Source organism: Actinomadura sp. CNU-125 (genome assembly GCF_001942465.1).
GTDB lineage: Bacteria > Actinomycetota > Actinomycetes > Streptosporangiales > Streptosporangiaceae > Spirillospora.
The window spans coordinates 1-26,229 of the sequence record NZ_MKJY01000019.1 but is presented as its reverse complement, the minus strand read 5'-3'; the positions used below and the strand labels follow the sequence as shown (position 1 = coordinate 26,229).

The 26,229-nt window shown below is 73.1% G+C and carries 21 protein-coding genes and 4 pseudogenes; 11 read left to right on the top strand and 14 right to left on the bottom strand.

Annotation, left to right across the window (positions count from 1 at the left end; all coding sequences use genetic code 11):
- Positions 1–126: 126 nt before the first annotated feature.
- The 4 genes and pseudogenes from BJF79_RS02975 to BJF79_RS02955 form a co-directional block, all read right to left on the bottom strand.
- Positions 127–1,074 (bottom strand): VWA domain-containing protein, encoded by a 948-nt coding sequence (locus tag BJF79_RS02975; protein WP_075894869.1) that lies wholly within the window; start codon positions 1,072–1,074, stop codon positions 127–129.
- Positions 1,071–2,249 carry a DUF58 domain-containing protein gene (locus tag BJF79_RS02970; protein ID WP_410050032.1) on the bottom strand — a complete coding sequence of 393 codons (1,179 nt, stop codon included), beginning with the start codon at positions 2,247–2,249 and terminating at the stop codon, positions 1,071–1,073. The genes BJF79_RS02975 and BJF79_RS02970 overlap by 4 nt, the downstream gene beginning before the upstream one ends.
- A pseudogene (locus tag BJF79_RS02965) lies at positions 2,135–3,140 on the bottom strand (AAA family ATPase); the annotation flags it as partial. The pseudogene BJF79_RS02965 and the gene BJF79_RS02970, both read right to left, overlap by 115 nt.
- Positions 3,141–3,461: 321 nt before the next feature.
- Positions 3,462–3,953, bottom strand: coding sequence for a hypothetical protein (locus BJF79_RS02955; protein WP_075894867.1), 492 nt, complete (start codon positions 3,951–3,953; stop codon positions 3,462–3,464).
- 236 nt (positions 3,954–4,189) lie between these two features.
- Here BJF79_RS02955 and BJF79_RS02950 point away from each other — a divergent pair, with 236 nt between their 5' ends.
- Positions 4,190–5,209: a glycoside hydrolase domain-containing protein gene (locus BJF79_RS02950; RefSeq protein ID WP_075894866.1), complete on the top strand. Its 1,020-nt coding sequence runs from the start codon at positions 4,190–4,192 to the stop codon at positions 5,207–5,209.
- Here the strand turns inward: BJF79_RS02950 and BJF79_RS02945 are convergent.
- From BJF79_RS02945 to BJF79_RS50445, 5 genes are all read right to left on the bottom strand, one after another.
- A complete protein-coding gene (locus BJF79_RS02945; protein WP_262401448.1) occupies positions 5,206–6,396 on the bottom strand; it encodes a GNAT family N-acetyltransferase in 1,191 nt (396 codons plus the stop codon). The genes BJF79_RS02950 and BJF79_RS02945 overlap by 4 nt on opposite strands.
- Positions 6,397–6,451: 55 nt before the next feature.
- On the bottom strand, positions 6,452–7,798 hold the full coding sequence (locus BJF79_RS02940) for a class I SAM-dependent RNA methyltransferase (RefSeq protein WP_075894865.1): 1,347 nt from the start codon (positions 7,796–7,798) through the stop codon (positions 6,452–6,454).
- Positions 7,791–9,371 carry an APC family permease gene (locus BJF79_RS02935; protein ID WP_262401447.1) on the bottom strand — a complete coding sequence of 527 codons (1,581 nt, stop codon included), beginning with the start codon at positions 9,369–9,371 and terminating at the stop codon, positions 7,791–7,793. The genes BJF79_RS02940 and BJF79_RS02935 overlap by 8 nt, the downstream gene beginning before the upstream one ends.
- Positions 9,362–9,835: a hypothetical protein gene (locus tag BJF79_RS58230; protein WP_262401446.1), complete on the bottom strand. Its 474-nt coding sequence runs from the start codon at positions 9,833–9,835 to the stop codon at positions 9,362–9,364. Before BJF79_RS58230 ends, BJF79_RS02935 begins: the two co-directional genes overlap by 10 nt.
- A gap of 425 nt (positions 9,836–10,260) precedes the next feature.
- Positions 10,261–12,057 carry a transposase gene (locus BJF79_RS50445; RefSeq protein ID WP_143219656.1) on the bottom strand — a complete coding sequence of 599 codons (1,797 nt, stop codon included), beginning with the start codon at positions 12,055–12,057 and terminating at the stop codon, positions 10,261–10,263.
- A 431-nt stretch (positions 12,058–12,488) separates the two neighbouring features.
- Between BJF79_RS50445 and BJF79_RS02925 the strand changes: the two are divergent.
- Positions 12,489–13,153, top strand: a pseudogene (locus BJF79_RS02925) (potassium channel family protein).
- The gene (locus BJF79_RS02920; RefSeq protein WP_026400658.1) at positions 13,153–13,812 is read left to right on the top strand and encodes a potassium channel family protein; all 660 of its coding nucleotides are present in this window, start codon (positions 13,153–13,155) and stop codon (positions 13,810–13,812) included. The pseudogene BJF79_RS02925 and the gene BJF79_RS02920 overlap by 1 nt, the downstream one beginning before the upstream one ends.
- 2 nt (positions 13,813–13,814) lie before the next feature.
- Here BJF79_RS02920 and BJF79_RS02915 read toward each other — a convergent pair whose 3' ends face one another.
- The 4 genes from BJF79_RS02915 to BJF79_RS02900 all read right to left on the bottom strand — a co-directional run bounded on the left by BJF79_RS02915 (position 13,815) and on the right by BJF79_RS02900 (position 15,927).
- Positions 13,815–14,513 (bottom strand): DUF3159 domain-containing protein, encoded by a 699-nt coding sequence (locus tag BJF79_RS02915; RefSeq protein WP_075894863.1) that lies wholly within the window; start codon positions 14,511–14,513, stop codon positions 13,815–13,817.
- A gap of 37 nt (positions 14,514–14,550) precedes the next feature.
- Complete coding sequence (locus BJF79_RS02910) at positions 14,551–14,949, bottom strand: OB-fold nucleic acid binding domain-containing protein (RefSeq protein WP_075894862.1); 399 nt, start codon at positions 14,947–14,949, stop codon at positions 14,551–14,553.
- Positions 14,950–15,037: 88 nt separating this feature from the next.
- Positions 15,038–15,379, bottom strand: a complete 342-nt coding sequence (locus tag BJF79_RS02905) for an SdpI family protein (protein ID WP_075894861.1) — start codon at positions 15,377–15,379, stop codon at positions 15,038–15,040.
- Positions 15,373–15,927, bottom strand: a complete 555-nt coding sequence (locus BJF79_RS02900) for a HEAT repeat domain-containing protein (protein ID WP_075894860.1) — start codon at positions 15,925–15,927, stop codon at positions 15,373–15,375. The genes BJF79_RS02905 and BJF79_RS02900 overlap by 7 nt, the downstream gene beginning before the upstream one ends.
- A gap of 245 nt (positions 15,928–16,172) precedes the next feature.
- Here BJF79_RS02900 and BJF79_RS02895 point away from each other — a divergent pair, with 245 nt between their 5' ends.
- From BJF79_RS02895 to uvrB, 7 genes and pseudogenes are all read left to right on the top strand, one after another.
- Entirely contained in the window at positions 16,173–16,493 is a 321-nt protein-coding gene (locus tag BJF79_RS02895) for a hypothetical protein (RefSeq protein ID WP_075894859.1), read from the top strand.
- A gap of 249 nt (positions 16,494–16,742) precedes the next feature.
- Positions 16,743–18,223: pseudogene (rpsA, locus tag BJF79_RS02890) on the top strand (30S ribosomal protein S1).
- Between the two features lie 220 nt (positions 18,224–18,443).
- The gene (locus tag BJF79_RS02885; protein WP_262401445.1) at positions 18,444–20,396 is read left to right on the top strand and encodes an endonuclease/exonuclease/phosphatase family protein; all 1,953 of its coding nucleotides are present in this window, start codon (positions 18,444–18,446) and stop codon (positions 20,394–20,396) included.
- A gap of 30 nt (positions 20,397–20,426) precedes the next feature.
- Complete coding sequence (locus BJF79_RS02880; protein ID WP_075894858.1) at positions 20,427–20,978, top strand: GNAT family N-acetyltransferase; 552 nt, start codon at positions 20,427–20,429, stop codon at positions 20,976–20,978.
- A gap of 10 nt (positions 20,979–20,988) precedes the next feature.
- Positions 20,989–21,591: a dephospho-CoA kinase gene (gene coaE / locus BJF79_RS02875; protein ID WP_075894857.1), complete on the top strand. Its 603-nt coding sequence runs from the start codon at positions 20,989–20,991 to the stop codon at positions 21,589–21,591.
- A gap of 197 nt (positions 21,592–21,788) precedes the next feature.
- Positions 21,789–22,847, top strand: coding sequence for a sensor histidine kinase (locus BJF79_RS02870; protein ID WP_262401444.1), 1,059 nt, complete (start codon positions 21,789–21,791; stop codon positions 22,845–22,847).
- A gap of 87 nt (positions 22,848–22,934) precedes the next feature.
- Complete coding sequence (uvrB, locus tag BJF79_RS02865; RefSeq protein WP_075894856.1) at positions 22,935–25,052, top strand: excinuclease ABC subunit UvrB; 2,118 nt, start codon at positions 22,935–22,937, stop codon at positions 25,050–25,052.
- A 36-nt stretch (positions 25,053–25,088) separates the two neighbouring features.
- Here uvrB and BJF79_RS02860 read toward each other — a convergent pair.
- Positions 25,089–25,846, bottom strand: a pseudogene (locus tag BJF79_RS02860) (SDR family NAD(P)-dependent oxidoreductase).
- 76 nt (positions 25,847–25,922) lie between these two features.
- On the opposite strand from BJF79_RS02860, the gene BJF79_RS02855 reads away from it, so the two are divergent.
- On the top strand, positions 25,923–26,229 hold a 307-nt coding region (locus BJF79_RS02855), incomplete at its 3' end, for a TetR/AcrR family transcriptional regulator (protein WP_262401443.1).

Genomic DNA, 26,229 nt, shown 5'->3' with positions numbered 1-26,229 from the left:
GCGGGGGCGCGAGCGGGGGCGGTGCGAAGTCCGGGCCGTGCGGCTCGCCCAGCCCGGCGCGGGCGTCGGGGCCGCCGTATCTTCCATGCTCCATGTCGACTCCCTCGTGGGATCACGCTCGTGGGATCAGGGGATGCGGGAGAACCACAGCAGGGACGCCAGCGCCGTGACGCACGCGGCCACCAGGCCCGCGCCGACGAACCAGGCCCAGACCTCGCGCTGCTCGGTGCGGTACCCGACGGCGCCGCCGATGTCCGCGTAGACCCGCCGCAGCTCGTCGCCGCTCGCCGCCTCGTAGTACCCGCCGCCGGTCTGCTGCGCGAGCCGCTCCAGCGCGGGCCCGTCCACCGGCACCGGCAGCTCCGTCCCGTTCTGGTAGATCACGCCCTCGGCGGTGCCGTACGCGATCGTCGAGACCGGCACCCCGGCCCGAACGGCCCGCTCCGCGGCCTCCTCCGGGCTGCGCCCGGCGGTGTTCGTGCCGTCCGACAGCAGCACGACGTGCGCGGGCGGCGCCGCCTCGCCGTACTGCGCCCCGAAGTCGCCGATCGCCCGCAGCGAGGAGAACACCCCCTCGCCGATCGCCGTGCGCGGGCCCAGCGCCAGCCCGTCGATCCCGGACCGGACCGCGCGCCGGTCCGTCGTCGGCGCGACCGTCACGGCCGCCGAACCGGCGAACGCGACGAGCCCGACGTTGAACCGTCCCGGCAGCCCGTCCAGGAACGTGCGGGCGGCGCGCTGCGCGGCGGTCAGCCGGTCCGGCTCGACGTCCGCGGCCTCCATCGAGCTCGACACGTCCACCGCCAGCATGATCGTCGCCTGCTCGCGGGCCACCCGCACGTCCGCCGCCGGACGCGCGAAACCGGTGACGAACAGTCCCGTCATCAGCAGGAACGCCGCCGCCGGGACGTGCCGCCGCCAGCCCGGCCGCAGCGGCGCGACCTTCTCCAGCAGTTCCAGATTGGTGAACCGGGCCGCGTACCGGCCGCGCCGCAGCTGCAGCACGACGTACGCGGCGGCGAGCCCGGCGAGCGCGATCGCCAGGAACAGCCGTTCGGGCGCGTGGAACGTCATCCGGCACCTCCCGCGGCGGGGCCGGGCACCACCGCGGCAAGGCGGCGCTGCGTCATGACGTGCCGGGCGATGTCGCGCACCCAGTCCCGTCGGTGCGCAGCCGCAGGTGCGCCGCGCCCGCCCGCCGCAGCCCGGCCGCGATCGGCCGCGCGCTGATCACCGCGGCGGCCGCGTACCGCTCCCGCAGCCGGCGGCTCGCCGTCGGCACGTCCCGCCGCCGCCCCGACTCGGGATCGACGACCGTGAGCACCCCGACGTCGGGCAGCGTCAGCTCGCGAGCGGTTCGACGACCTCGACCGCGAGGACCTGGTGGCGCACGGCCAGCAGCCGCAGCGGACGCTCCCACTCCGCGGGGGGTTCGAGGAAGTCCGACACGACGACCGCGAGGCCGCGCGCCGTTCCCGGCGGTACGGCGCAGCAGGTCCGCGGCCGCCCCGAGGGACGGGCCGTCCGGGCCGTCCGGCGGGACGCGCGGCGCCTCCAGCAGCGCCCGCAGCAGCGCGAGCAGCTCGCGGGCGGCCGGTCCGGGGCGGGACGAGCCGCGCGCCGGAGCCGCCGACGATCTGCGCGCCGATCCGGTTGCCGGTGCGGTCGGTGAGGAACCCGACGGCCGCGACCGCCGCCACGGCCAGGTCGCGTTTCTCGACCCGCCCGGTGCCGAAGTCCATGCTCGCGGTCGCGTCGACGAGCGCCCACGTCTCCAGTTCCCGGTCGGCGACCCGGTCCCGGACGTGCGGCACGGCCGTCCGGGCGGTCAGCGACCAGTCCATCGCGCGGACGTCGTCGCCGGGCGCGTACTCGCGTCCCTCCGCGGGTTCGGAGCCGGGCCCCGGGACGAGGCCGAGGTGGTCGCCCTGCAGCAGCCCGTCCAGCCGCCGCGCGATGACGATCTCCAGCCGCCGCAGCGCCTGCTCGGGCGCGAGGTGGCGGAGCCGGGGGGTGACGGTCACGCGGCCCGACCCCCGTCCGCCGTGCCGAGCCCGCCCGCCGCGCCGAGGCCGCCCAGGCCCTGCCCGTCCGTGCCGAGCCCGTCCAGGCCCGGGTCGCCGTCCCGCGGCGCCAGCCGGGGCTGCGGGACGAGCGCCGCGATCCGCTCGACGATCTCGCGCGGCGCCACCTCGTCGGCCAGCGCGTCGAACGACGGGACGAGCCGGTGCGCGAGGACGTCCCCGCACAGGTCGCGGACGTCGGCGGAGCAGCACGTAGTCGCGGCCGCGCAGCAGGGCGAGCGCCCGGGCCGCCGCGACGAGACCGAGCGTCCCGCGCGGGCCCGCGCCGTAGGTGAGCAGCCGCGCCAGCTCGGGCGCCCCGTACCGGGCCGGGTCGCGGGTCGCGCCGATCAGCCGCACCGCGTACCGGGCGATCTCGTCGTGCACGAACACCGCGTCCGCCGACCGGCGCAGCTCCGCCAGCCGGGGCGGGTCCAGCAGCGCGGACGCCGCCGGCGGGTCGACGCTCATCCGGTAGAGGATCGCCAGCTCCTCCTCCTCGGAGGGGTAGCCGACGTCGATCTTCAGCAGGAACCGGTCGCGCTGCGCCTCCGGCAGCCGGTACACGCCCTCGGACTCGATCGGGTTCTGCGTGGCCAGCACCAGGAACGGGTCCGGCACCGGCAGGGTCCGGCCGCCGATGCTGACCTGCCGCTCCCCCATCACTTCGAGCAGCGCGGACTGCACCTTCGCGGGCGCCCGGTTGATCTCGTCCGCCAGCACCACGTTCGCCATCACCGGGCCCGGCTCGACGTCGAACGTCTCCTGCGACGGCCGGTAGACGCGCGTCCCGACGATGTCGGACGGCACGAGGTCGGGGGTGAACTGCAGGCGGGCGAAGGAGCCGCCGACGACCGTCGCGAGGGTCTGCGCGGCGAGCGTCTTCGCGACGCCCGGCACGCCCTCCAGCAGGCAGTGGCCGCCCGCCAGCACCGCGACGAGCATCCGCTCGACCATCCGGTCCTGCCCGACGATGACCCGCTTGGTCTCGAACAGGAGCCGTTCCGTCAGCGCCGCCGCCCCGGCGGGCGGCCCGCCCGGGCCCTGCGGGGCCCGGGCGGTGTCGTGGAAGCTCATCGCGGGTCCGCGGCCGGGGACGTGCCGCTCTTGTCCGGGCAGTCCCCGGCGGCGCCGGCCGTCCCGTCCCCCGGCGCCGCGTAACCGGCCCGCACCGCGCCCGCCTGATCGGCGTTCTCGACGATGCGCAGTTCCGTGCGCGGCGCGTCGTCCCGCCGCGAAGGCCGGCCCGCCGACCGCGAACGCGGCCGCCCCGGCCGCACCCGCCGCCACGATCGTGATCTTGATGCGCCTGCTGAGCGTCATGCTCGTCCCTCCGTTCGTCCCGGACCCGTCCGGGCCCGGCGATGACGATCACAACAGGGCGCTGCGAAAGCGGACTTAAAGAGTCGCGGTCTCCAGGCGGGGCGCCTCGACGACCCGGACCGCCGGGAAGTCGCGGGCGGCGCGCGCCTTCCCCCAGGTCACGACGCCGCGCACGACGATCTCGCGGCCCGGCTCGGCCCGCGTGGAAATCTTCGCCCGGAAAGAACCCTTGACCTTCTTGCCCGCTTTCACCTTCCCGAGGTCACAGACGACCTTCCGTCCCTCCGCCTCGCATCCCTTGCCGGACACGAACTCCAGCGACGCGGGCAGCGTCGCCCGGAAGGTCGCCCGGTAGGCCGCCCGCTCCCCCTTCTTCCCGCCCTTCGGCGCGGCGGTGAACGCCCACGTGCGCGTGACGCCGGGCACGATGGCCAGTTCGGGCGCGTCCGTCCGGAGCGCGACGCTCCGCTTCCCGGGCGGTTTCGGCGCCGCCTGCGCCTGTCCCGGCACCGCGGCCACCAGCGGCACCGCCGCCAGTACCGCCGCCGGACCCCTGACCTTCAGCACGATCCATCCCCCTCACCTGCGGAACCTGCATGATCACGTCCGTTGTAAACGATCATGCGCCCGGCTCCCAGGTTCGGGTCGGCGTGTCGCCACCGTCAGTGATATGCCCAGGTCACGGCCATTACCTGAGGTGAACCTCCGGAATGGGCTGCGACGAATCGAACGGACCCTGTTGAATCGAACCGTTGTATCCGTTGAACGCACCATTGCCCGCTCCCGCACCCCTGGAGGGCCACATGGCCGTCTTCGGCGTCGACTACGCCTGGGGACGCCCCGGCGTCGCCGCGCTCAAGAGCGCCGGGGCGAACTTCGCCTGCCGCTACCTGTCGCACGACAAGACCGGCAAGAACCTGACCCGCGCCGAGGCCGACGAGCTGTCCGCCGCGGGCATCCGGCTCGTCGTCGTCTGGGAGACCAGCGCCGCCCGCGCGCTGGACGGCCGCGCCGCCGGCGAGGCCGACGCCCGCGACGCCGCCGCGCAGGCCGCCGACTGCGGGATGCCCGGCGACCGTCCGATCTACTTCGCCGTCGACTTCGACGCGTCCGCCGACCAGCAGCCCGAGATCGACGCGTACTTCGACGGCGTCGCGAACGTCCTCGGCCGCCGCCGGACCGGCATGTACGGCGGGTACGGACCGATCGGCCGCGCCTTCGACAACGGCAAGATCGCCTACGGGTGGCAGACGTACGCGTGGTCGGGCGGCCGGTGGGACGACCGCGCGCAACTGCGGCAGTACTCCAACGGGCACACCCTCAACGGCGTGTCGGTCGACTACGACCGCGCGGTCGCCGCCGACTACGGGCAGTGGCTCGTCGGGGAGTCACCGGACACGCCCGGATACGTGTCCGTCGGCGCCACCGCCGCGCAGCCCCTCGAACCCACCGCGTGGACGACCGTCGGCTGGAACGTCGACTACGCAGACGCCGACCACCAGCACTGGGACCGCGGCGGCCCGAGCATCCTGAACGGCCCCGCCCGCTACGCGCTGACCGCGGCGGTGACGATCACCGGCGTCGCGCCCGGCACCCGCCTGCAGGCCCGCGCGATCGAGGTGCGCGAGGACGACACCGCGAAGTTCGACGCGGGCCCCGTCCAGGAGTTCACGGCGTCCCGCACCGACGTCCACGTCCTGTACGCGCTGCCCGCCGACACCGTCGGCGACGGCCGCCGCGTCCGGTTCCAGGTCGTCCAGCACGGCACCGCCGCCGCGACGCTGACCGGCGGCAGCGCCAAGCTGCTGTTCTGGCGGTACTAGAAGTCGTCGCCGGTGTAGGGCGCGAGCGGCACCGCGAGGGCGGCGTCGAGGCGGTCCGCCGCGCCGGGCGTGTGCTCGGCGACCGTCCCGACCCGGACGAGCGTGCGCACCCGCGTGCCGCCCAGGTACACGGCGGCGAGGTCGGCGGTGTCCAGTGCGAGGTCCGGGGCGTCGTCCGTGCGCTCGCAGCCCGGCTTCTCGCCGGTGGTGAGCCGCCACCGGCCCCGGTTGCCGGGGACGCGCGCGTCCGCGACGTCCAGGACGAACGCGTCCTCGGCCGCCCACGAACGGGCGCGGAGCGCGGCGGGCAGGTCGACCAGCCGGAGCCACAGCGCCGCCGCGTCCCCCGTGACCGTGACCTGGTCGGGGTCCGCGGCCATCTGCAGGACCAGATCGTCCACCGGACGTTCCGGCGCCACGATCTTGCGCGTCAGGTCGATCGACGCGAGGTAGGTCCACAACGCCGCCTCGACCCGCGGCGTCTCGGCCACCAGGTCGTACAGCCGGACGGTCCGCTCGTGCGTCCGGTAGATCGCGTACCCCTCCGGATGCACCACGACCCGCGGCTCGGTGTACCGGGGGTTGCCGTGGTCGACCGGCGCAACGTTCCTGTGCAGCCACCAGTCCCCGTCGCGCGCCAGCCCGCCCGGCCGCCGCGCGATCTCCCGCTCGTACATCGGGCCGAGGACGCCCGGGGCCCGCTCCCGGTCGATCAGCCGCAGCGGGCGGTCGTCCGGGACGGTGCGCAGCCCGAACGGCCGGGACGTGTCGACCTCGAACCCGATCCTGCGGTCGGCGACGCCGAACCCGTACCGTCCGTAGATCGGCCCCTCGGACGCCCACAGCGCGGCCACCGGCCGTCCGGCGGCCGCCGCGTCGGCGTGCATCCGGTCGATCAGCGAGCTGAGGATCCCGCGCCGCCGGTGCGTGGGCAGCACCCCGACGAACGTGATCGCCGAGCAGTCCAGCGTCCCGCCCGGCACCGACAGCCGCTGCGGCAGGGCGCCCAGCTGCCCGGCGAGGAGGTCCTCGCCGGGCCCGCCGAGGTCGTAGGCCCCGATGCGCTCCATCCGGTTCACGAACCACTGAAGCGATTCCCGGTCGGTGATCCGCAGGTGGAACACCGTCGCGGCGAGGTCGATCATGCTGTCCGCGTCGTCCGCGGGGACGTCCCTGAGTTCGATCACGGATCCCACGCTATGCGCCCCCGCGACCCGGTTTCGCGCCGGGTCGGCCGCCGGATCAGCCGCGGACGAGCGTGGCCAGCAACTCGACGTGGCGGGTCATCGGGAAGGCGTCGAAGGCGCGGAGGGTGTCGAGGGTCCAGCCGCGCTCACTGAAGTAGGCGAGGTCGCGGGCCAGGGTCGCGGGGTCGCAGGACACGTAGGCGACCTTGCGGTCGGCGAGCCGGGTGACGTGCTCGACGACGTCGCGGCCCGCGCCGGTGCGGGGCGGGTCGAGGACGACCACGTCGGCGCGGCGCACGCGGGCGCCGCCCTGGTGGCCGCCGCCGCGCTTGTTCTGCGTGCGCGACGACGCGTCGGCACGGCCGAATTCGAGTTCGGCGACGATGTCCTCGACGGACCCGCGTTCGATCGACACGTTCGGCAGGTCGCGCAGGTTGAACCGGGCGTCGCGGACGGCCTGCCCATCGGACTCGACGCCGACGACGAGGCCGTCCGGGCCGATCCGGTCGGCGAGGACGCCCGCGAACAGGCCGACGCCGCAGTACAGGTCGAGGGCGATGTCGCCGGGCTTGGGCTCCAGCGCGTCCAGGACGGCGTCGGCGAGCAGCTGCGCGGCGCCCGGGTGGACCTGCCAGAAGCCGCTGCCGCTGACCTGGAACAGCCGCCCGGAGACCGACTCGCGGACGTACGGGAGGGTCGCGCCGGGCTCGGGCTTGCCGCGGACGAGCCGGACGGGCACGTCCAGCCGCGGCACCCGGATCTTGCGGCGGTCGCGGCCGCGCAGGACGACGAGGCGGTCGCCGGTCGAGGCGGACACGACGCCTTCGACGCCGGACGCGCCGGGCCAGCGCTTGTGCTCGATGCCCATCAGCTCGACGCCCGGGTGGGCGATGAGGCACTCGTCGATCGGCTCGATGTCGTGGGAGCGGTGCTTGCGCAGCCCGACGGTGCCGCCGGACACCGCGAACTGCACGCGGGTGCGCCAGCCGAGGCCGGGCGGCGGGACGACGTCGCCGTCCACCGGGTACGGGACCTCCTCCACGACGACCGTGCGGGTGATCCCCGCGAGGCGGCGGAGCTGCTCCTCGACGACGGCGGCCTTCATCTTGCGCTGCGCGGGGAGGGAGGCGTGCTGCCAGTCGCAGCCGCCGCAGCGGCCGGGGCCCGCGAACGGGCAGGGCGGCTCGACGCGGTCCGGGGACGCCTCAATGATCTCGACGGCGTCGGCGCGCAGGTAGTTCTTGGCGCGTTCGGTGACCTGCGCCCGCACCCGCTCGCCCGGCAGCGCGTGCCGGACGAACACGACGCGCCCCTCGTGCCGGGCGACGCAGAATCCGCCGTTGGCGACGTCGCCGACCTGCAGTTCGAGAACGTCGGGGACGTCGGGCTCGGTTTCACTCACGGTCGGACACACTACCGTCGCCGGGGCGTGCTCCGGTCCGTGACGAGGGACGCGGCGGGCGCCGGGACGCGCCCGGCCCCGGCGGCTCGACGCGTCCCTTGAGCCGGTCGGACGACTGGAGCTGCCAGGCGACGCTCGTCACCATCACGCCCGGCTGGAACAGCAGCCGCCCCTTGAGCCGCAGCGCGCTCTGGTTGTGCAGGATCTGCTCCCACCAGTGGCCGACGACGTACTCGGGGATGAACACCGTGACGACGTCGCGGGGGCTCTTGCGGCGGACGCCCTTAACGTACGACAGGACGGGCCGGGTGATCTCCCGGTAGGGCGAGTCGAGGATCTTCAGCGGGACGGGGATGTCGAGCGCGTCCCACTCGTTCTGCAGGCGCCGCGACTCCTCGGCGTCCACCGCGACGGTGACGGCCTCCAGCGTGGACGGGCGCGTGGCGCGGGCGTACGCGAGCGCGCGCAGCGTCGGCTTGTGGATGGTGGAGACGAGGACGATCGCGTGGTTGCGGGCGGGCAGCGCCACGTCCTCGCCGGACGGTTCGAGTTCCTCGGCGACCCGGTCGTAGTGCTTGCGGATCGCCTTCATCAGCAGGAACAGCAGCGGCATCGCGATGCAGACGATGTAGGCGCCGAGCATGAACTTGGTGGACAGCACGACGAGCAGCACGATGCCGGTGAGCGTGGCGCCGAACGCGTTGATGGCGCGGGACGTCCGCATGTGGCGGCGCCGCACGGGGTCCTTCTCGACGGCGAGCAGCTTGTTCCAGTGCTTGACCATGCCGATCTGGCTGACGGTGAACGAGACGAACACGCCGACCGTGTACAGCGGGATGAGGCGGCTGACGGACGCGTCGTAGGCGTAGATCAGCAGCCCGGCCATCGCGGCGAGGATGATGATGCCGTTGCTGTAGGCGAGCCGGTCGCCGCGGGTGTGCAGCTGGCGCGGCAGGTACCGGTTCTGCGCGAGCACCGACCCGAGGACGGGGAAGCCGTTGAACGCGGTGTTGGCGGCGAGGAACAGGATCAGCGCGGTCATCGTGGTGACCAGCACGAACCCGGGCGTGAAGTTGCTGAAGACCGTTTCGGCGACCTGCGCGATGACGGGGTCGGGGTGCTCGATCGTCTGCCCGGTGGCCGGGTCGACCATCCGGACGTCCTGGTCGCCCTCGGCGAACTTGGCGTCGGTGATGAACGCGAACGCCGTCACGCCGCCGAACAGCGTCGCCCCGATGAGGCCGAGCATGAGCAGGGTCGTGGCGGCGTTGCCGCCCTTCGGCTTGCGGAACGCGGGCACCCCGTTGCTGATCGCCTCGACGCCGGTGAGGGCGGCGCAGCCGGAGGAGAACGCCCGCAGCAGCAGGAAGACGAGGGCGAACCCGGCGACTCCGGTCTCGGACCCGACGAGCTCGTAGTCGGCGGACGCGGCGCGCAGCTCGGTGCCGGTGATGAGCCGCATCAGGCCCCACAGCAGCATCCCGAACACCGCGAACATGAACAGGTAGGTCGGGATGGCGAACGCCACCCCCGCCTCCCGCAGGCCGCGCAGGTTCCCGATCGTCAGCAGCACGACGATGGCGATCGCGACGGCGACCCGTGCGGCCGGATGAACTCCAGCAGCGCCCCGAGGTTCTCGACGCCGGACGACACCGACACCGCGACCGTCATGACGTAGTCGACCAGCAGCGCGCTCGCCACGACGACGCCCCAGTTGCCGCCGAGGTTGGCGGTGGCGACCTCGAAGTCGCCGCCGCCGCTCTGGTAGGCGCGGACGTTCTGCCGGTACGAGGCGACGACCGTCAGCAGGATGACCAGGACGCCCGCGGCGACCCACGGCGTGTACCCGTACATGACCAGGCCGCCCGCCCCGAGGGCGAGCAGGATCTCCTGCGGCGCGTACGCCACCGACGACAGGGCGTCGCTGGCGAAGACGGGGAGCGCGATGCGCTTGGGGAGCAGCTGCTCGTGCTGTTGCCTGCTCTGCAGGGCGCGGCCCAGCAGTAACCGCTTCGCGAGGTCAGGAGCCTTCGACACGCAACGAGACTCTAAGGCCTGTTCAACGGGTTCCGTGGTGCGGGGTGTATTGAACAGCCGGATTCGTGTCCGGTGTCTGTCCGGCGTGACCACTCGCCCGCCCGTGGTGGGGCCAGGGTGGTTCATCCGGGGTCGGCACCGTACTGGTCCAGGTTCGCCGAGCAGAGGCCGCCCGTCCAAGGGCCCGCCGCGGGTTGCGGCGGGTCCGGGTTCGGGTGGCTGCCGTGTTCCCCTCCCGGTCACCGGGTGTGCCGGTACTAGGGAGGGGGATGGGTACGGTTGACTCGGACAGGGCTCCAGGCAGCCCCGGCCCGCCCGCGCACAGCACGCGGCGGGAGTCGGCGTAGTCCACCCGTGCGGTGGACGGGTCGTCGGGATCCTCCAGGCGGACGAACGCGGCGAGTGCGGCGGCGACCAGGTCTCGGTCACCGGCCAGGCCGCAGCCGCCGTCCTCGACCCGGCAGTGGTGGGTGCGGTCGCCCAGGGTTTGGGGGTGGCGGCGTCCGCCAGGGCAAGTGCTGCGACAGGGCGGTGGTACGGGTCGAGGCGCGCAGCAGCCGCCCGCCGGTGGCGGCGCACTCGGCGGCCAGGGCGGTGATGAGCATGCCGGGGGTGAACCGGGCGCACGCTCGTCCCCAGAGCCGGAACCAGGCGGTGATGTCGCAGTCCTCGACCACCAGGTCCGGACCGTGCACCCCCACCAGTTGTCCGGCGATCTGCCGGGCCCGTGTGGCGCGGGATTGCGCGGCGCGCTGCCCGGCGGCCGCGTCGGCGGCACGCAGCCGGATATAGGTCGTGGACAGGGTGTCGCGACGGTGGGAGCGGCTGGGCTTGCCGTCGGCGCGGGCTAGGCGGGGACCGCCGGGCACCTGCACCTGCTTGGGCAGGAGTCCGGCCGCTCGGCGGCGTCGTTCACGCTCGGCCTGCCGTTTCCCGAGCTGGTATTGGGTGGTGTTGGTGGCGCGGCGGGAGCGTTCCAGCGCCCGCCGCCGACCCCGCCGTTTACGTTCCCGCCGCTCGATCCGCACCCGCTCGCCCTCGGGCAGGACCACCCTGGACGACACCACACCGGCCAGGTCGGCGGGCGGGACGGTGCCGGAGTTGGTGGAGACGGAGACAACGGCGAGGTTGGAGACGTTGCCGTCGACCCCGCCCCGCCGCCCGGCCGGTGCGGCGGCCCTCCGCGCGGCCGTGGAGTCGGGCACGAACGCCGCTTTCAGCACCATCAGATGGGCTTCGTAGGTCCAGCCGCCGGGTTCGGACGGGGCGCGGCGGCGCACCAGATCGACCTTGTGCCACGCCTCCGGATCACCCAAGGTGTGGACCAAGTGGGGCCACTGGCCCGCGCCCTGCGGCAGCCGCACCGGGACCACCAGGTCGCCCCGCCTCCCGTCCGGGCCGCCCGCGAACACCACCGCCAGCGGCCCGTCATGCTCCCACCACACCCTCTTGCCCCGCCCGCGGGACCTGGGCGGCTCCGGTGCTTGCGGGGTGCGGGACTGGACCAGAACCGAGGTACCCGGCGGCAACGCCGCCGCCCGCCCCGGCGTGATGTCCGCGGGCAGGCCCGACGAGGGATACGCAGCGAGGTGACCGGACAGGGTGCCGTGCAACCGGAACGTCTCCCACTTACGCGCCCTGGTATGAGAACGCGCCCGTCCCGGGATCCGCGTGAAATCCCACCACGAACCCGCCTTCGGCAGGCCGTGGCGCTTGCCGGACGCATCGGGGAACAGATGCCGCTCCACACCCGTCCACACCTCATCGGCCAGATGCATCGCCACCGCCTTGGACAGGTGATGCTTCAGATGACCCGAGGCGTCCAGATGACGGTACGCCGCCCGTTCCAAAGCCTCCCGCGACAATCCCAGCCGCGCCCGCCATCGCTTGGCGTCTGCGGGGGTGCGGCGGCGCCGGTAACCCGCCCGGTACGCCACCGCACGCGAACGCGCATCACGCCGCAACGCCCGCTTCAGACTCCACGCCGCCGCATACAGTTGTTCCAGGCGGTGCCGGGCGGCGAGGTCTGGGACCAGCCGCAACCGCACCACCGTCACCGCCCCATCATCCGGGCGCCGCCACGCCGGGCCCTTGTTCTTCCCCCGAAACCGCCGCGCCCCGGCCCCTGCCCCGGGTTCGGCCGCGGGTTCGATCGCGGTCTGCGCGGCGGGCGGTGCGACACCGACGGCGCCACCCTCATGACCTGTCGCGGACTGCAGCATGACGAACACATTACGTCACCATCATCGAACATGCAATCGACACCCGCCCCGGGGGGTGCCCGTCACCCGCCTCGGCGACCTGCACCGACATACCGGACATTGGACCGCCGACGGTGGCGATCTTCACGGCCGTTGATCCCCTCATCGGAAAGCACTCACATCCCCGAATGCGACATGCCACTCAAACTGGGCTTTTCTTGACAGGACCTAGTAGCCCCCGCCGGGCCGTGGAAGCGGACATGAACACGCTGTGGCCTGCCGGAATCCCCGGCCGGGTAGTACTCGTCCGGGCGGATGTGTAGGTTTGCCGTCCGCAGGGATCATTCAGTGAAGAAGCGGTCCTCGGGTGCGGCACGGAATCGGCGGCGCAGGCCGTCCACCGCGCGGGGGGTGCAGGGGCGGCGTCCCCTGGAGAACAAGAAGGAACGGCCGTGCATATCGTGATCATGGGATGCGGGCGGGTCGGCTCGACGCTCGCCCACATCCTGGAGGAGAGGGGCCACTCGGTGGCCATCATCGACCAGAACCCGGAGGCGTTCCGGCGGCTGCGCAGCGGGTTCCGGGGACGCCGGATCACCGGGTTCGGGTTCGACCGCGATGTGATCGCCGAGGCGGGCATCGAGCGCGCGTCGGCGTTCGTGGCCGTCAGCAGCGGCGACAACTCCAACATCATCTCCGCGCGGTCGCGCGCGAGACGTTCGGCGTCGACAACGTCGTCGCCCGCATCTACGATCCGCGCCGCGCGGAGGTCTACCAGCGGCTCGGCATCCCCACCGTGGCGACCGTCCGGTGGACCGCCGACCAGATCCTGCGCCGCCTGCTGCCCGAGGGCGCCGAGCCCCTGTGGCGGGACCCCACCGGCGGCGTCGTCCTCGCCGAACTGGAGGGCGGGGGCCTGTGGGTCGGCGAGAAGGTCGCCGCGCTGGAGGAGCACGCCCGCACCCGGGTGGCGTTCCTGTCGCGGATGGGCGAGACGCTCGTCCCGTCCGGCGACACGGTCGTCCAGGACGGCGACGTCGTCCACATCATGGCGAACGCGAACGATCTGGAGCGGGTGAACGCCGCGGTCGCGGCGCGGGACGGGGAGGACGCCTGATGCGGGTCGCGATCGCGGGGGCGGGCGCGGTGGGCCGGTCCATCGCGCAGGAGCTGCTCGAGAACGGGCACGAGGTGCTCCTGATCGACAAGAGCCCCAAGGCCATCAAGGTGGAGATGGTGCCGCGCGCCGAGTGGCTGCTGGCGGACGCCTGCGAGATCTCCGCGCTGGACGACGCGGCCCTCGAACGCTGCCAGGTGGTGGTGGCGTCGTCCGGGGACGACAAGGTCAACCTGGTGGTGTCGCTGCTCGCCAAGACCGAGTACGGGGTGCCGCGCGTGGTGGCCCGCATCAACCACCCGAACAACGAGTGGCTGTTCAACGAGTCGTGGGGCGTGGACGTGGCCGTCTCGACGCCGCGGCTGCTGTCGGCGCTCGTCGAGGAGGCCGTCAGCGTCGGCGACCTGGTGCGGCTGATGACGTTCCGGCAGGGCGAGGCGAACCTGGTGGAGCTGACCCTGCCCGAGGACGCGCCGCTCGGCGGCCAGCGGGTCGGTTCGGTCGACTGGCCGCGCGACACCGCGCTCGTCGCGATCCTGCGCGAGGGCCGGGTGCTGGTGCCGTCCGCCGACGACACCCTCGAACCGGGCGACGAGCTGATGTTCGTCGCCAGCCAGGACGTCGAGGACGACCTCGCCGAGCTGCTCGGCGGCCGCTGAGGCTACGTCCGGGGGCGCTCGATCGGCGTGCGCCCCCGGGCGAGCAGCCACACCATCGCGGCCAGCCCGGCGACCTGCAGCGGCCAGCCCATGCCGATCTTCGCGGCGCCCAGCAGCCCGCTCTGGTCGCCCGCCGCGACGTAGATCGGGTACTGGACGGCGACGCGCAGCACGCACGGCAGCACCAGCAGCCACGTCAGCCGCGAGCACAGCTTCACGATCCCGGGATCGGACCGCCAGGCCGTCGGGTCGCCGGTGACCGAGCCGATGATGAACCCGACCGCGGGCCACCGCACCAGGATCGAGAACGTCAACCCCACGGCGTAGGCGGCGTTCAGCAGGATGCCGGGCAGGAACGCGTCCTCGGCGTCGCCGGAGCGCAGCGCGAAGAACGCCGCGATGGCGATCCCGACGAGGCTGTTGAGGACGAACTGCGGGTTCGTCCGCTGCAGGATCCGAACCAGGAGCAGCACCACGGCCGCGCCGATCCCCGCGAACACCGCCGGCTTGACCTCGTCGACCAGCACGAACGTCAGGGTGAAGGCCGTCACCGGGGCGGCCGCCTCCAGCATGCCGCGGACCCCGCCGAGCGCCTTGCTCAGCTGCGCCCGGACGGCCGCCTCGACGGTGTCGTGCGCGTCGCGCGGCTTCGCCTCCGCACCGTCCTCGGCCGCCGGGGCGTCGGTGGTGTCGTCCCGCATTTCGCTCACGTATCTCTCCCGGCCGCCCGTGGCGGCCTCACGAACCGCCGCGCAGCTCGTAACGCGGATTGAACATCGTCTTGCGCCCGTCCTGGAGGCTGACCAGCCCCTCGGCGCGGAGCCGCCGGCCGGGGTCGATCCCGGCGATCTTGCGGCGGCCGAGCCACACCAGGGTGATCACGTCGGTGCCGTCGTACAGTTCGGCCTCCAGGGCCGGGGCGCCGCCGCGCGGACGCAACGTCACGGTACGTAGGGTACCCGCCACGCAGTGACGCTTGCGCGAGCCGCAGTCGGTGATCGGCGTCGCGCCCTCGTCGCCGCGCTCCTTGCGCAGCTCCTCCGCCTCCAGTTCGGCGTTGCTCGACGCCATCCGGCGCAGGAAGCGCTTGAGTCCGCCCTTGCCGCGCTCCTGCGCGGCGGTCGGTGTGCGGTCCATACGACGAAGCGTATGGCATCCCGGGGCGATTCGGACCCCCACCGCCACCGGAAACCAATCGGGAAGGAATGGAGCATTCCATTCCGAGTTACAACGTGCGGTTCGCCAGGGAGCGATGCCCGGACCGCACGCCCAGCAGCGTGCAGACGATCGTGATCACCACGCCGCCGCCCATGGTGATCGCGGACGCCGCCTCCCCCGGCACCGCGGCCGAGATCACCCCGGTCAGGACCATCACCGCCCCGCCCGCGACCATCCACGGCTGCGCGCCCCGATGGACGATCGTCCACGACTCGTCGTCGGCCATGCTGCGCTTCGTGCGGATCCCCGCGAACTCGTTCCGCCCGATCCGCCCGGTGGCCGTACCCCGCCCCACCACCACGACGAGCACCCCGGCCGCCGCGATGACGAGGTTCGAAACGATCAGCATCCGTCCTCCCCGCCCCGTATCCGTTCGATGAGCCATTCGTACACCCGCCGCCTATCCGGGCGCGCGCGGCCCGCGGCGTGCCGCAGCGCGGGGATCGCCGGTTCCCCCAGCCGGACGAGCGCGTCCCGCGCGTCCCGCGCTACGACCGGCCGCGAATGCCCGAGCAACCCGATCAGGCCGGGCACCGCGGGCGCCCACCCGGCGTACGCCAGCGTGCGGACCGCCGTCCGGACGACGTCGGGGTCGCGGTCGTCGAGCAGGCCGGTCGTCCGGTCGAGGAACTCGTCCCGGTCGAGGACCTGCCGGGACACCCGGTGCGCCTGCAGCCTGATCTTGCGTTCCCGATGCCGCAGCAGCTCGGCGAGCAGCCCGGCCAGCTCGGGATCGCGTCCGGGCCGCTCGGCGAGCCGGGCGAGCGCCCGCCGGACGTCCGGCGCGCCCCGCCGCGCCGTGCGAACAGCTCCGCGAGCGTGGGCTCCGGCGGTGGCTCGCGGCGTTCCCGCAGGTCGCGAACGCCTCGGCGTCCCGCTCGGCCGCGCCGGGCGCACGGAACGGGCCGTCCACGAGGCGAGCCGGTCGGCGAGGTCGCGCGCCCCTCGCGGCGGAGCCGCTCGACCGCCGTCCCGAGCACCGGCGTCCGCAGCAGCGGCCGTCCGGCGACGAGGTCGAGCAGCCCCCACTCCCCCGCCGCCGCCCGGTCGGCGATCGCCTCCGCGACGAGATCGGCGGGCTGGAGGACGAGGTCGTCAAGCTGACCGGCGCGCACACCGGGACGCTCGCGTACCCGTTCGGCGTGGCGCCCGAGAAGGAGGAGTGGGCGCGCGAGGAGCGGGGCCGGTACGCGTTCCAGGGCATGTTCCTGGCGGGTTGGCGGCCCGCGCCGTCGCCGTTCGACGAGGAGTTCGATCGCTGGGCGATCCCCCGGGTGCGGTCGGAGGGCAAGATCAAGGAGAACGACTGCGAGAAGTACTGCTCGACCGCGTGGCTGGAGTATCTTGACCAGCACCCGCAGGAGCGGTACACCTCGGACGGGAATCCCGGCACGGTGACGATCCCGAGGGGGCTGCAGGACGGGCTCGCTCCGCAGTATCGGGGCGCGGCCAGGGTTTACTGACCGGCCGGCCAGGGCGGGGACGGCGGGGACCGGATTGACCCAGGGGGTTTCGGTCCCATATCCTGATAGCTGCGCTGTGGGCTTGCGCGTGCTTCGGACGGAGCAGGCTCGCGCTCGGTCAGGTCGGCGACGACGGTTCGGTTCACAGACGCGGGGCGACCCGCGTTCCATTCCGGTCTTCGGCAGGGCAACGGCCCGCCGCGCAACAACCCATACGACTTCCATGTCCGTACCGGAGCCAGCCGACACATGACGAGCAGCACCGAGGCCACCTCGACCACCCCGCAGGTAGCGGTCAACGACATCGGGTCCGAGGAAGCCTTCCTCGCGGCGATCGATGAGACCATCAAGTACTTCAACGACGGCGACATTGTCGAAGGCACTGTCGTCAAGGTCGATCGTGACGAGGTCCTCCTCGACATCGGCTACAAGACCGAGGGCGTCATCCCGTCCCGGGAACTCTCGATCAAGCACGACGTCGACCCGAACGACGTCGTCGCCGTCGGCGACCACGTCGAGGCCCTCGTCCTCCAGAAGGAGGACAAGGAGGGGCGGCTGATCCTGTCCAAGAAGCGCGCCCAGTACGAGCGCGCCTGGGGCACGATCGAGAAGATCAAGGACGAGGACGGCATCGTCACCGGTACCGTCATCGAGGTCGTCAAGGGCGGTCTCATCCTCGACATCGGCCTGCGCGGCTTCCTGCCCGCGTCGCTGGTCGAGATGCGCCGCGTCCGCGACCTGCAGCCCTACGTGGGCCGCGAGCTCGAGGCCAAGATCATCGAGCTGGACAAGAACCGCAACAACGTGGTCCTGTCCCGCCGCGCCTGGCTGGAGCAGACGCAGAGCGAGGTCCGCCAGACCTTCCTCAACACCCTGCAGAAGGGCCAGGTCCGCAAGGGCGTCGTCTCGTCGATCGTCAACTTCGGCGCGTTCGTCACCTCGGCGGCGTCGACGGCCTGGTGCACGTGTCCGAGCTGTCCTGGAAGCACATCGACCACCCGTCCGAGGTCGTCGAGGTCGGCCAGGAAGTCACGGTCGAGGTCCTGGACGTCGACATGGAGCGCGAGCGCGTCTCCCTGTCGCTCAAGGCCACGCAGGAAGACCCCTGGCAGCAGTTCGCCCGCACCCACCAGATCGGCCAGGTCGTGCCGGGCCGCGTCACCAAGCTGGTGCCGTTCGGCGCGTTCGTCCGGGTCGAGGAGGGCATCGAGGGCCTGGTCCACATCTCCGAGCTGGCCGAGCGCCACGTGGAGATCCCCGAGCAGGTCGTCCAGGTCGGCGACGAGATCTTCGTGAAGATCATCGACATCGACCTCGACCGGCGCCGCATCAGCCTCTCGCTCAAGCAGGCGAACGAGGGCGCGGCCAACATGGAGGAAGAGGACTTCGACCCCACCCTCTACGGGATGCCGGCGGAGTACGACGAGCAGGGCAACTACAAGTACCCCGAGGGCTTCGACGCCGACACGGGCGAGTGGCTGCCGGGCTTCGACGAGCAGCGTGAGACCTGGGAGCGGCAGTACGCCGAGGCCCGCTCCCGCTTCGACGCGCACCGCAAGCAGATCGAGGAGGCCCGCAAGGCCGAGGCGGAGGCCGACACGGCGCCCGCCCCGACCGGCGGCGGCGACACCTCGTACTCCGGCGGCGGCGAGAGCGAGTCCGGCGGTGGCGCCCTGGCCACCGACGAGGCGCTCGCGGCGCTGCGGGAGAAGCTCTCCGGCGGGCAGTGACGCCCCGAGCGACGCCCCGTCGGCGTGGAGCCGACCCCACCGGAGCAGTCCACCGGTGACGGCCGCCGCGCGTTCCGGGCAAGTCCGGACGCGCGGCGGGCGATGACCCTATGATCACGGCCGGGGTCCGATCTTCACGGATCGACGCGTGATCTCGTTCCACCTCCCCTGAGACACAGACCCCCTGAGAACCGCTCGTCCCCCTGGAGCACTCGAACAAGTGGCCAGCACAGAGGCAGAATTCAAGACCGGCGGCCCCGCGGTGCCCGGCCCGTCGATCGTCCCGCCCGGCCCGGCCCGGATCGTCCTGATCGCGATCACGGTGGCGGTGCTGGCGCAGACACTGCGCTTCTCCCTCCCGCAGCTCGACAACTTCGCCGACAGCGCCGGCTTCGGCGTCGCCGGCGCCGCGGTGCTGATCGTCTTCCTGGCCGGGTTCGCCGCGCCGCTGATCCGCCGCGCCGCCGGACCGCGCGCCCTGCTGCTCACCGGAGTGGGCGGGCTGCTCGCCGTCCGGCTCCTCGCGCAGCTCATCGACCCGCGCACCTGGCTGGTGTTCATCGGCACCGCGATCGGCATGATCGCGATGGCGGCGCTGTACGAGGGCGCCCGCGGCCTGTCCGGGGTGGGCTTCGCGACCGCGGCGGTCGCCGGGCTGTCGGCCGACGCGGCCGTCCGGATGTGCTTCGCGACCTGGGACCCGGTGTGGCGGTCCGGGATCGGGCCGTGGGCCGCGTGCCTGGCGTTCGTCGGGCTCGGCGGCGCCGCGCTGTACCGGGAACTGCGGTCCGGGCCGGTGACGCCGCCCGGCATCTCCTGGCGGGACGCCATGGGCGCCTCGGCGCTCGGGCCGTTCCTGGCGCTGCAGGTCCTCGTGCTGTCCAGCCCCGCGTTCGTCGCGTCGTCCGGCTGGCGGTCCCTGACGGCGGCGCACGTGACGATCGTCGTCGGGCAGGGCCTCGCGCTGGCGTTCCTCGCGTCCGGTCTCGCGGTGCGGGCGGTGCCGGGCGGCGTGTGCGTGCTCGGCGGGACGGTGCTGGGCATCGGCGCGGGCGCGGTCGCCGGGACGTACGCGATCTCCGGGATCGAGGTCGTCCCGATCGTGATCCTCGGGCAGGTGCTGTCGGCGTGGCTGCTGGCCGTCGCGTGCCGGGCGCCGCTGCGCCGCGCCGGGACGGGCGGGTCCATCACCCGGATCGACGTCGGCGCGGCCCTCGGCGGCTTCCTCGTCGCGCTCATCCTCGTCCCGTACCAGGTGAGCGCGCTGCTGCCGATGCCGTTCCCGAACAACCTGCTGCCCGGTGTCGCCGGGATCGCGCTGGGAGCCCTCGCGGCGATCACCGCGGCCCGCGGGGGGCCCTTACCCGCGCGCGCGCCGCTGCGCGCGCTCACCGCCGGGGCCGCGTCGCTCGCGCTGCTGCTCGGCACCGTCGTGTTCACGATCGCCGAGCCGGACGGGACGGCGCAGGCCGCGCCCGCCGCGGACCGCGTCCGGATCATGAGCTACAACGTCCACGACGCCGTCGACCAGGACGGCCAGCTGGACCCCGAGGGGATCGCCCGCACCATCGAGGCGGAGAAGCCGCAGGTGGTCCTGCTGCAGGAGGCCGGACGGGGCTCGCTGCTGTCCGGCACCGCCGACGTCGGGGTGTGGCTGTCGCAGCGCCTCGGCATGAAGCTGATCTGGGGCCCGGCCGCCGACGGCCAGTTCGGCAACGCGATCCTCACGTCCCTGCCGGTCGTCAGTTCCGGGACGGCCCGCATGCCCAAGGGCGACTGGTCGCAGATCCGCGGGTACGTGTGGGCGCGGCTGGGCGTCGGCGAGACCACGATGGACGTGTGGTCCACGCACCTGGAGGGCGGCGAGGAGCACGGCGACGAGCGGCTCCGGCAGATCGCGGCGCTGCTGCGGGCCTGGGGCGGCGCGCCCCGCACCGTGATCGGCGGCGACTTCAACGTCGGACCGGGCAGCCCCGAACTGTCCCGGATGTCGGGCGGCACCGACCTGCGCACGGCGGTGATCGGCGCGGACCCGTCCCCGACGACCCCGGACGGCGAGCGGCACGACTGGATCTTCGGTTCCGACGGCGTGCTGTTCTCCGACTACGACGTGCCGAAGTCCGACGCGTCCGACCACTACCCGGTCGCGGTGACCGTCCGGATCCAGCGGTAGCGGGGGCCGGGGGCCGCTAGGGTCGTGCGCATGAGCGAGACGACGGCCGCCATCGCGCGGGCCGGCCTCCCGGACGCCGGGGAGATCCTGACCGTCCAGCGGGCCGCGTACCTGACCGAGGCGCAGCTGTACGGCGACCCGTTCATCCCGCCGCTCGTGGAGTCGCTCGCGCAGCTGCGCGCGGCCCTGGAGGAGGGCGACGGGGTCGTGCTGAAGGCGGTGCTGGACGGACGTCTCGCCGGTGCCGTCCGCGCCCGGTTCAACGACCGGACGTGCCTGGTCGGGCGGCTCGTCGTGGCGCCGACCGGGCAGGGCCGCGGGATCGGCGGGGGCCTGCTGCGGGCCATCGAGGCCGCGGCGGCCGGCCGCGCGGACGCGTGCGCGCTGTTCACCGGCCATCTCAGCGAGGCGAACCTGCGCCTGTACCGGGGGGCCGGGTACCGGGAGACGCACCGGGAGCGGGTCGCCGCGCACCTCACGCACGTCCACATGCGCAAAGCGCTGGAATCCCCCGACGCCTCGGGGACCGGGACGGCCGGGAGCGCCGGGACCGCCGGGTCGGCGGAAACCGCCGGGGCCTAAGGTTCCTTTCATGCTGAAAGTGGGACTCACCGGCGGAATCGGGTCGGGCAAGAGCGAGGTGTCGGCGCGGCTGAGCGGCCACGGCGCGGTGGTGATCGACGCCGACCGGATCGCGCGGGAGGTCGTGGAGATCGGCACGCCCGGCCTGGCCGCCGTGGTCGCGGAGTTCGGCGCGGACGTGCTGCTGCCGTCCGGCGGCCTCGACCGCGCGAAGGTCGGCTCGATCGTGTTCAACGACGCCGACCGGCTCGCGGCCCTCAACGCGATCGTCCACCCGCTGGTGGGGGAGCGGATGCAGGAGCTGATGGACGCCGCGCCCGCCGACGCCGTCGTGATCTACGACGTCCCGCTGCTGGTCGAGAACGGGCTCCGGGGGATGTACGACGTCGTCGTGGTCGTCGACGCCCCCGAGGAGGCGCAGCTCGACCGCCTGACGTCCCGCCGCGGCATGACCGAGGCCGATGCCCGCGCCCGCATGGCGAACCAGGCGTCGCGCGACGAGCGCCGCGCCGTCGCCGATCACCTGATCGACAACTCCGGCGACCTGGAGAAGCTGAACGCGCAGGTCGACGCCCTCTGGGAGACTCTCGCCGCCCGCGCCGCCGGGGCCTGAACGGCGGTCGGCCGCGTATTCCCGGGATGTCTCGCGTATACCGGATGTCACCTTCGTCACGGGCGGCCGGTGGCGGGCGGCCGTCGGCTATAGGCTCATCGCTATGCACCCCGGGGGATGGTGGCGGACGGCGTGGGCGTCGCGGCGCTCGCGCGCGCTCGACGTCGCCATCGCCGTGTCCGCGGCCCGGTGACGCCGTGCTTCTCTGGTTCACGCCGCAGCAGGACTTCTGGCTCCCGCCGTGGGCGGTGTCGGCGGCGTGCGTCGTCGTCGGGCTCGCGCTGATCGTCCGGCGGCGGCACCCGGTCGGGCTCGCGGTGTTCGCGGTGTCGTTCGGCACGGTGACCGGCGGGGGCGCGATCGGCTTCCTCATCATGCTGTACTCGCTGGCGGCCTACGCGATGTCGCGGCGGACCGTCGTGTCGATCGCGGTCGCCGGATACGTGCTGTCCGTCGTGTTCCCCGCGCCCGCGGCCACGAACGACGGCATCGGCGTCCGCGCGATCTACGCGGTCGCGTTCGTCGCCGTCCCGGTGCTGCTGGGCCTGTACATGGGGGCGCGCAAGCAGCTGGTGGTGTCGCTGCAGGAACGGGCCGCGCGGCTGGAACGCGAACGTCACCTCCTGGCAGAGCGCGCGCGGGGCGAGGAACGCACCCGTATCGCGCGGGAGATGCACGACGTCGTCGCCAACCGGATCAGCGTGATGGTGGTGCACGCGGGGGCGCTGCGGGCGATCGCCGCCCGCGATCCCGGGCGCGCCGCCGAGACCGCCACCGTGATCGGGGACATGGGCCGACAGGCGCTGGACGAGCTGCGGCACGTCATCGGGGTCCTGCGGCAGGGCGAGGAGATCCTCCCCGAGGAGAACGCCACGCTGGAGCACGTCCGGGAACTGGTCGGGCAGTCCGGCGCCGCCGGGCTGCGGGTCGACCTGGCCGTCCTGGGCGAGGAACGGCCGATGCCGCCCGCCGTGGGACGCACGGTGTACCGGCTCGTCCAGGAGGCGCTGACGAACGTCCACAAGCACGCGGGCGCCGCCGACACCCGGGTGGGGCTCGTCCTGCAGGCCGAGGCCGTCGAGATCGAGGTCGTCAACGCCGTCCCGACGGCGGTGCCCGCGCACGCGCTGCCGAGCGGCGGGAACGGGCTGGTGGGGATGCGCGAGCGCGTCACGGCCCTCGGCGGCGGGTTCGAGGCGGGGCCGCTGGACGGCGGCTGGGCCGTCCGCGCGCGGCTGCCCCTCCCGGCCCCCTGAAACGGCGTGTGACCTGCGGCTCCATCGCTCGTATGCGGAATGTCGGACCCCCTGAATACAGTGGGGGGAGACCAGGGGGAGGGGCAAATGCGGCCAGTCACGGATCTGCGGCGCCGCGTGGCGCCGTTCGAGGTCGTCACCGAGATGACGCCGTCGGGCGACCAGCCGCAGGCGATCGGCGAACTCGCCGGACGCGTCGACCGGGGCGACAAGGACTCGGTGCTGCTGGGCGCGACCGGCACCGGCAAGACCGCCACGATCGCGTGGCTGATCGAGAAGCTGCAGCGGCCCGTGCTGGTCATGCAGCCGAACAAGACCCTCGCCGCCCAGTTCGCCAACGAACTGCGCGAGATGCTGCCCGGCAACGCCGTCGAGTACTTCGTGTCGTACTACGACTACTACCAGCCCGAGGCGTACATCCCGCAGACCGACACCTACATCGAGAAAGACTCCTCGATCAACGACGAGGTCGACCGGCTGCGGCACTCGGCGACGAACTCGCTGCTCACGCGGCGCGACACCGTCGTCGTCGCGTCCGTGTCCTGCATCTACGGCCTCGGCACCCCGCAGGAGTACGTCGACCGGATGGTGCGGCTGCACGTCGGCCAGGAGATCGACCGGGACGAACTGCTGCGCAGGCTCGTCGAGATGCAGTACTCGCGCAACGACCTCGCGTTCACCCGCGGCACGTTCCGGGTGCGGGGCGACACCATCGAGATCATCCCGCAGTACGAGGAGCTCGCCGTCCGGATCGAGATGTTCGGCGACGAGATCGAGAAGCTCGCGACGCTGCATCCGCTGACCGGCGAGGTGATCACCGAGGACGACGAGCTGTACGTCTTCCCCGCGTCCCACTACGTCGCCGGGCCGGAACGGATGGAACGGGCGATCGGCGACATCGAGGCCGAGCTCGCGACGACCCTCGCCGAGATGGAGCGGCAGGGCAAGATGCTCGAGGCGCAGCGGCTGCGGATGCGCACCACCTACGACATCGAGATGATGCGGCAGGTCGGCACCTGCTCCGGCATCGAGAACTACTCCCGGCACATCGACGGCCGCGGCGCCGGGACCGCGCCCAACACCCTCCTCGACTACTTCCCCGAAGACTTCCTGCTCGTCGTCGACGAGTCGCACCAGACCGTCCCGCAGATCGGCGCGATGTACGAGGGCGACGCGTCCCGCAAGCGGATGCTGGTCGAGCACGGGTTCCGGCTGCCGTCCGCGATGGACAACCGCCCGCTGAAGTGGGAGGAGTTCCTCGAACGCATCGGGCAGACGGTGTACCTGTCGGCGACGCCCGGCCCCTACGAGATGGGACGCGTGCAGGGCGACGTCGTCGAGCAGGTCATCCGCCCGACCGGGCTCATCGACCCCGAGATCGTCGTCAAGCCCACCAAGGGGCAGATCGACGACCTCGTCCACGAGATCCGCGAGCGGACCGAGCGCGACGAGCGCGTCCTGGTCACCACGCTCACCAAGAAGATGTCCGAGGACCTCACCGACTACCTCCTCGAACTGGGCATCCAGGTCCGCTACCTGCACAGCGAGGTCGACACGCTGCGCCGCATCGAGCTGCTCCGCGAGCTGCGCGCCGGCGAGTTCGACGTGCTGGTCGGCATCAACCTGCTGCGCGAGGGCCTCGACCTGCCGGAGGTGTCCCTCGTCGCGATCCTGGACGCCGACAAGGAGGGGTTCCTCCGCTCGGAGACGTCCCTCATCCAGACGATCGGCCGCGCCGCGCGGAACGTGTCCGGGCAGGTCCACATGTACGCCGACACGGTCACCCCGTCGATGGAGCGGGCGATCGACGAGACGAACCGGCGCCGCGCCAAGCAGCAGGCGTACAACGAAGAGCACGGCATCGAGCCGCAGGCGCTGCGCAAGCGGATCGCCGACATCCTCGACTCCCTCGCCCGCGAGGACGCCGACACCGAGACGCTCATCGGCGGCGGGGGCCGCCAGCAGTCCCGCGGCAAGGCGCCCGTCCCCGGCCTGGCGTCGCGCACCGGCGACGTCGGCCGGCACGCCGCCGACCTGGTGGGGGAGCGCCCCCGCGCGGAACTGGAGGGCATCATCGAGCAGATGACCGAGCAGATGCACCAGGCCGCCGCCGACCTGCAGTTCGAGCTCGCCGCCCGGCTCCGCGACGAGATCAAGGAGCTGAAGCGGGAACTCCGCGAGATGAAGGAGGCCGGGGTCGGCTGACCCCGGACGGGCCCCGCGGACCCGTCCGGGGCCGCGTCACATGTGGGTGCCGCCGTCGATGCGCAGCTCGGTGCCGGTGACGAACGCGCCGTCGTCGGACGCCAGCATCGCGACGACCCCCGCGACCGTCTCCGGCCCCGCGAACCCGTCCCCGACCGCCGGCATCAGCTTCCCGAACAGGCTCATGTCGGCGTCCGCGGGCAGCCCGGGACCGCGCCCGGTCGTCATGCCGCTGCTGATCGACCCGGGCGCCACCGCCACGGCCCGCAGCCCCCGCTTGGCGTACTCGCTCGCCAGCACGTGCGTGAACGACTGGATGCCGCCCTTGGACGCGGCGTACGCCGCCATGTACGGGTGCGCGAAGCTCGCGGACGTCGAGCTGAAGTTCACCACCACACCGCGCCCCGACTCCAGCAGCGCGGGCAGCGCCTCGCGCGTCACCAGGAACGTCCCGGTCAGGTTGACCCGCAGGATCGTGTTCCAGAACTCCAGCGTCGTCTCGTGCGTGTGCGCCGACCGCAGGATCCCGGCCGCGTTGACGAGCGCGTCCAGGCCGCCCAGCTCGCGGACGCGTCCGCGACGCCCCGCCGGACCGCGTCCTCGTCCGCGACGTCCATGACCGCCGTCGTCAGCCGCCCCCCGGCCGCGCGCTCCGCCGTCTCGGCGAGGCCCTCCCCGTTGACGTCGAACGCCGCGACGCGCCCGCCCTCGGCGAGGATCCGCAGCACCGTCGCCTGCCCGATGCCCGACCCCGCGCCCGTGATGATCACCCGGCGACCGTCGAACCGCTCCATGTCGTCCCTCCTCAATGCACGGAATGCCTGTATGACACAACGTGCCACACTGAGACTTTATGCCTACAGTAGACGTGTGAACCTCACCGAACGCCGCAAAGCCGCCACCGAGCTGGAGATCGCGCGCGCCGCCGCGTCCCTGTTCGCCGAGCGCGGCTCGGGCGGGACGACGGTCGAGGCCATCGCCGACCGCGCGGGCCTGTCGCTGCGCACCTTCTACCGGTACTTCCCGACGAAGCAGGACGCCGTCGCGCCCCTGCTGTCGACCGGCGCGCAACGCTGGCTGGACCTGCTCGCGGCGGCCCCCCGCGACGCCCCCGCCGCCCGCGCCCTCCCGACGCCGCGCGCGCGCTGGCCGCACCCGACGCCGAGGCCGCCGAGTC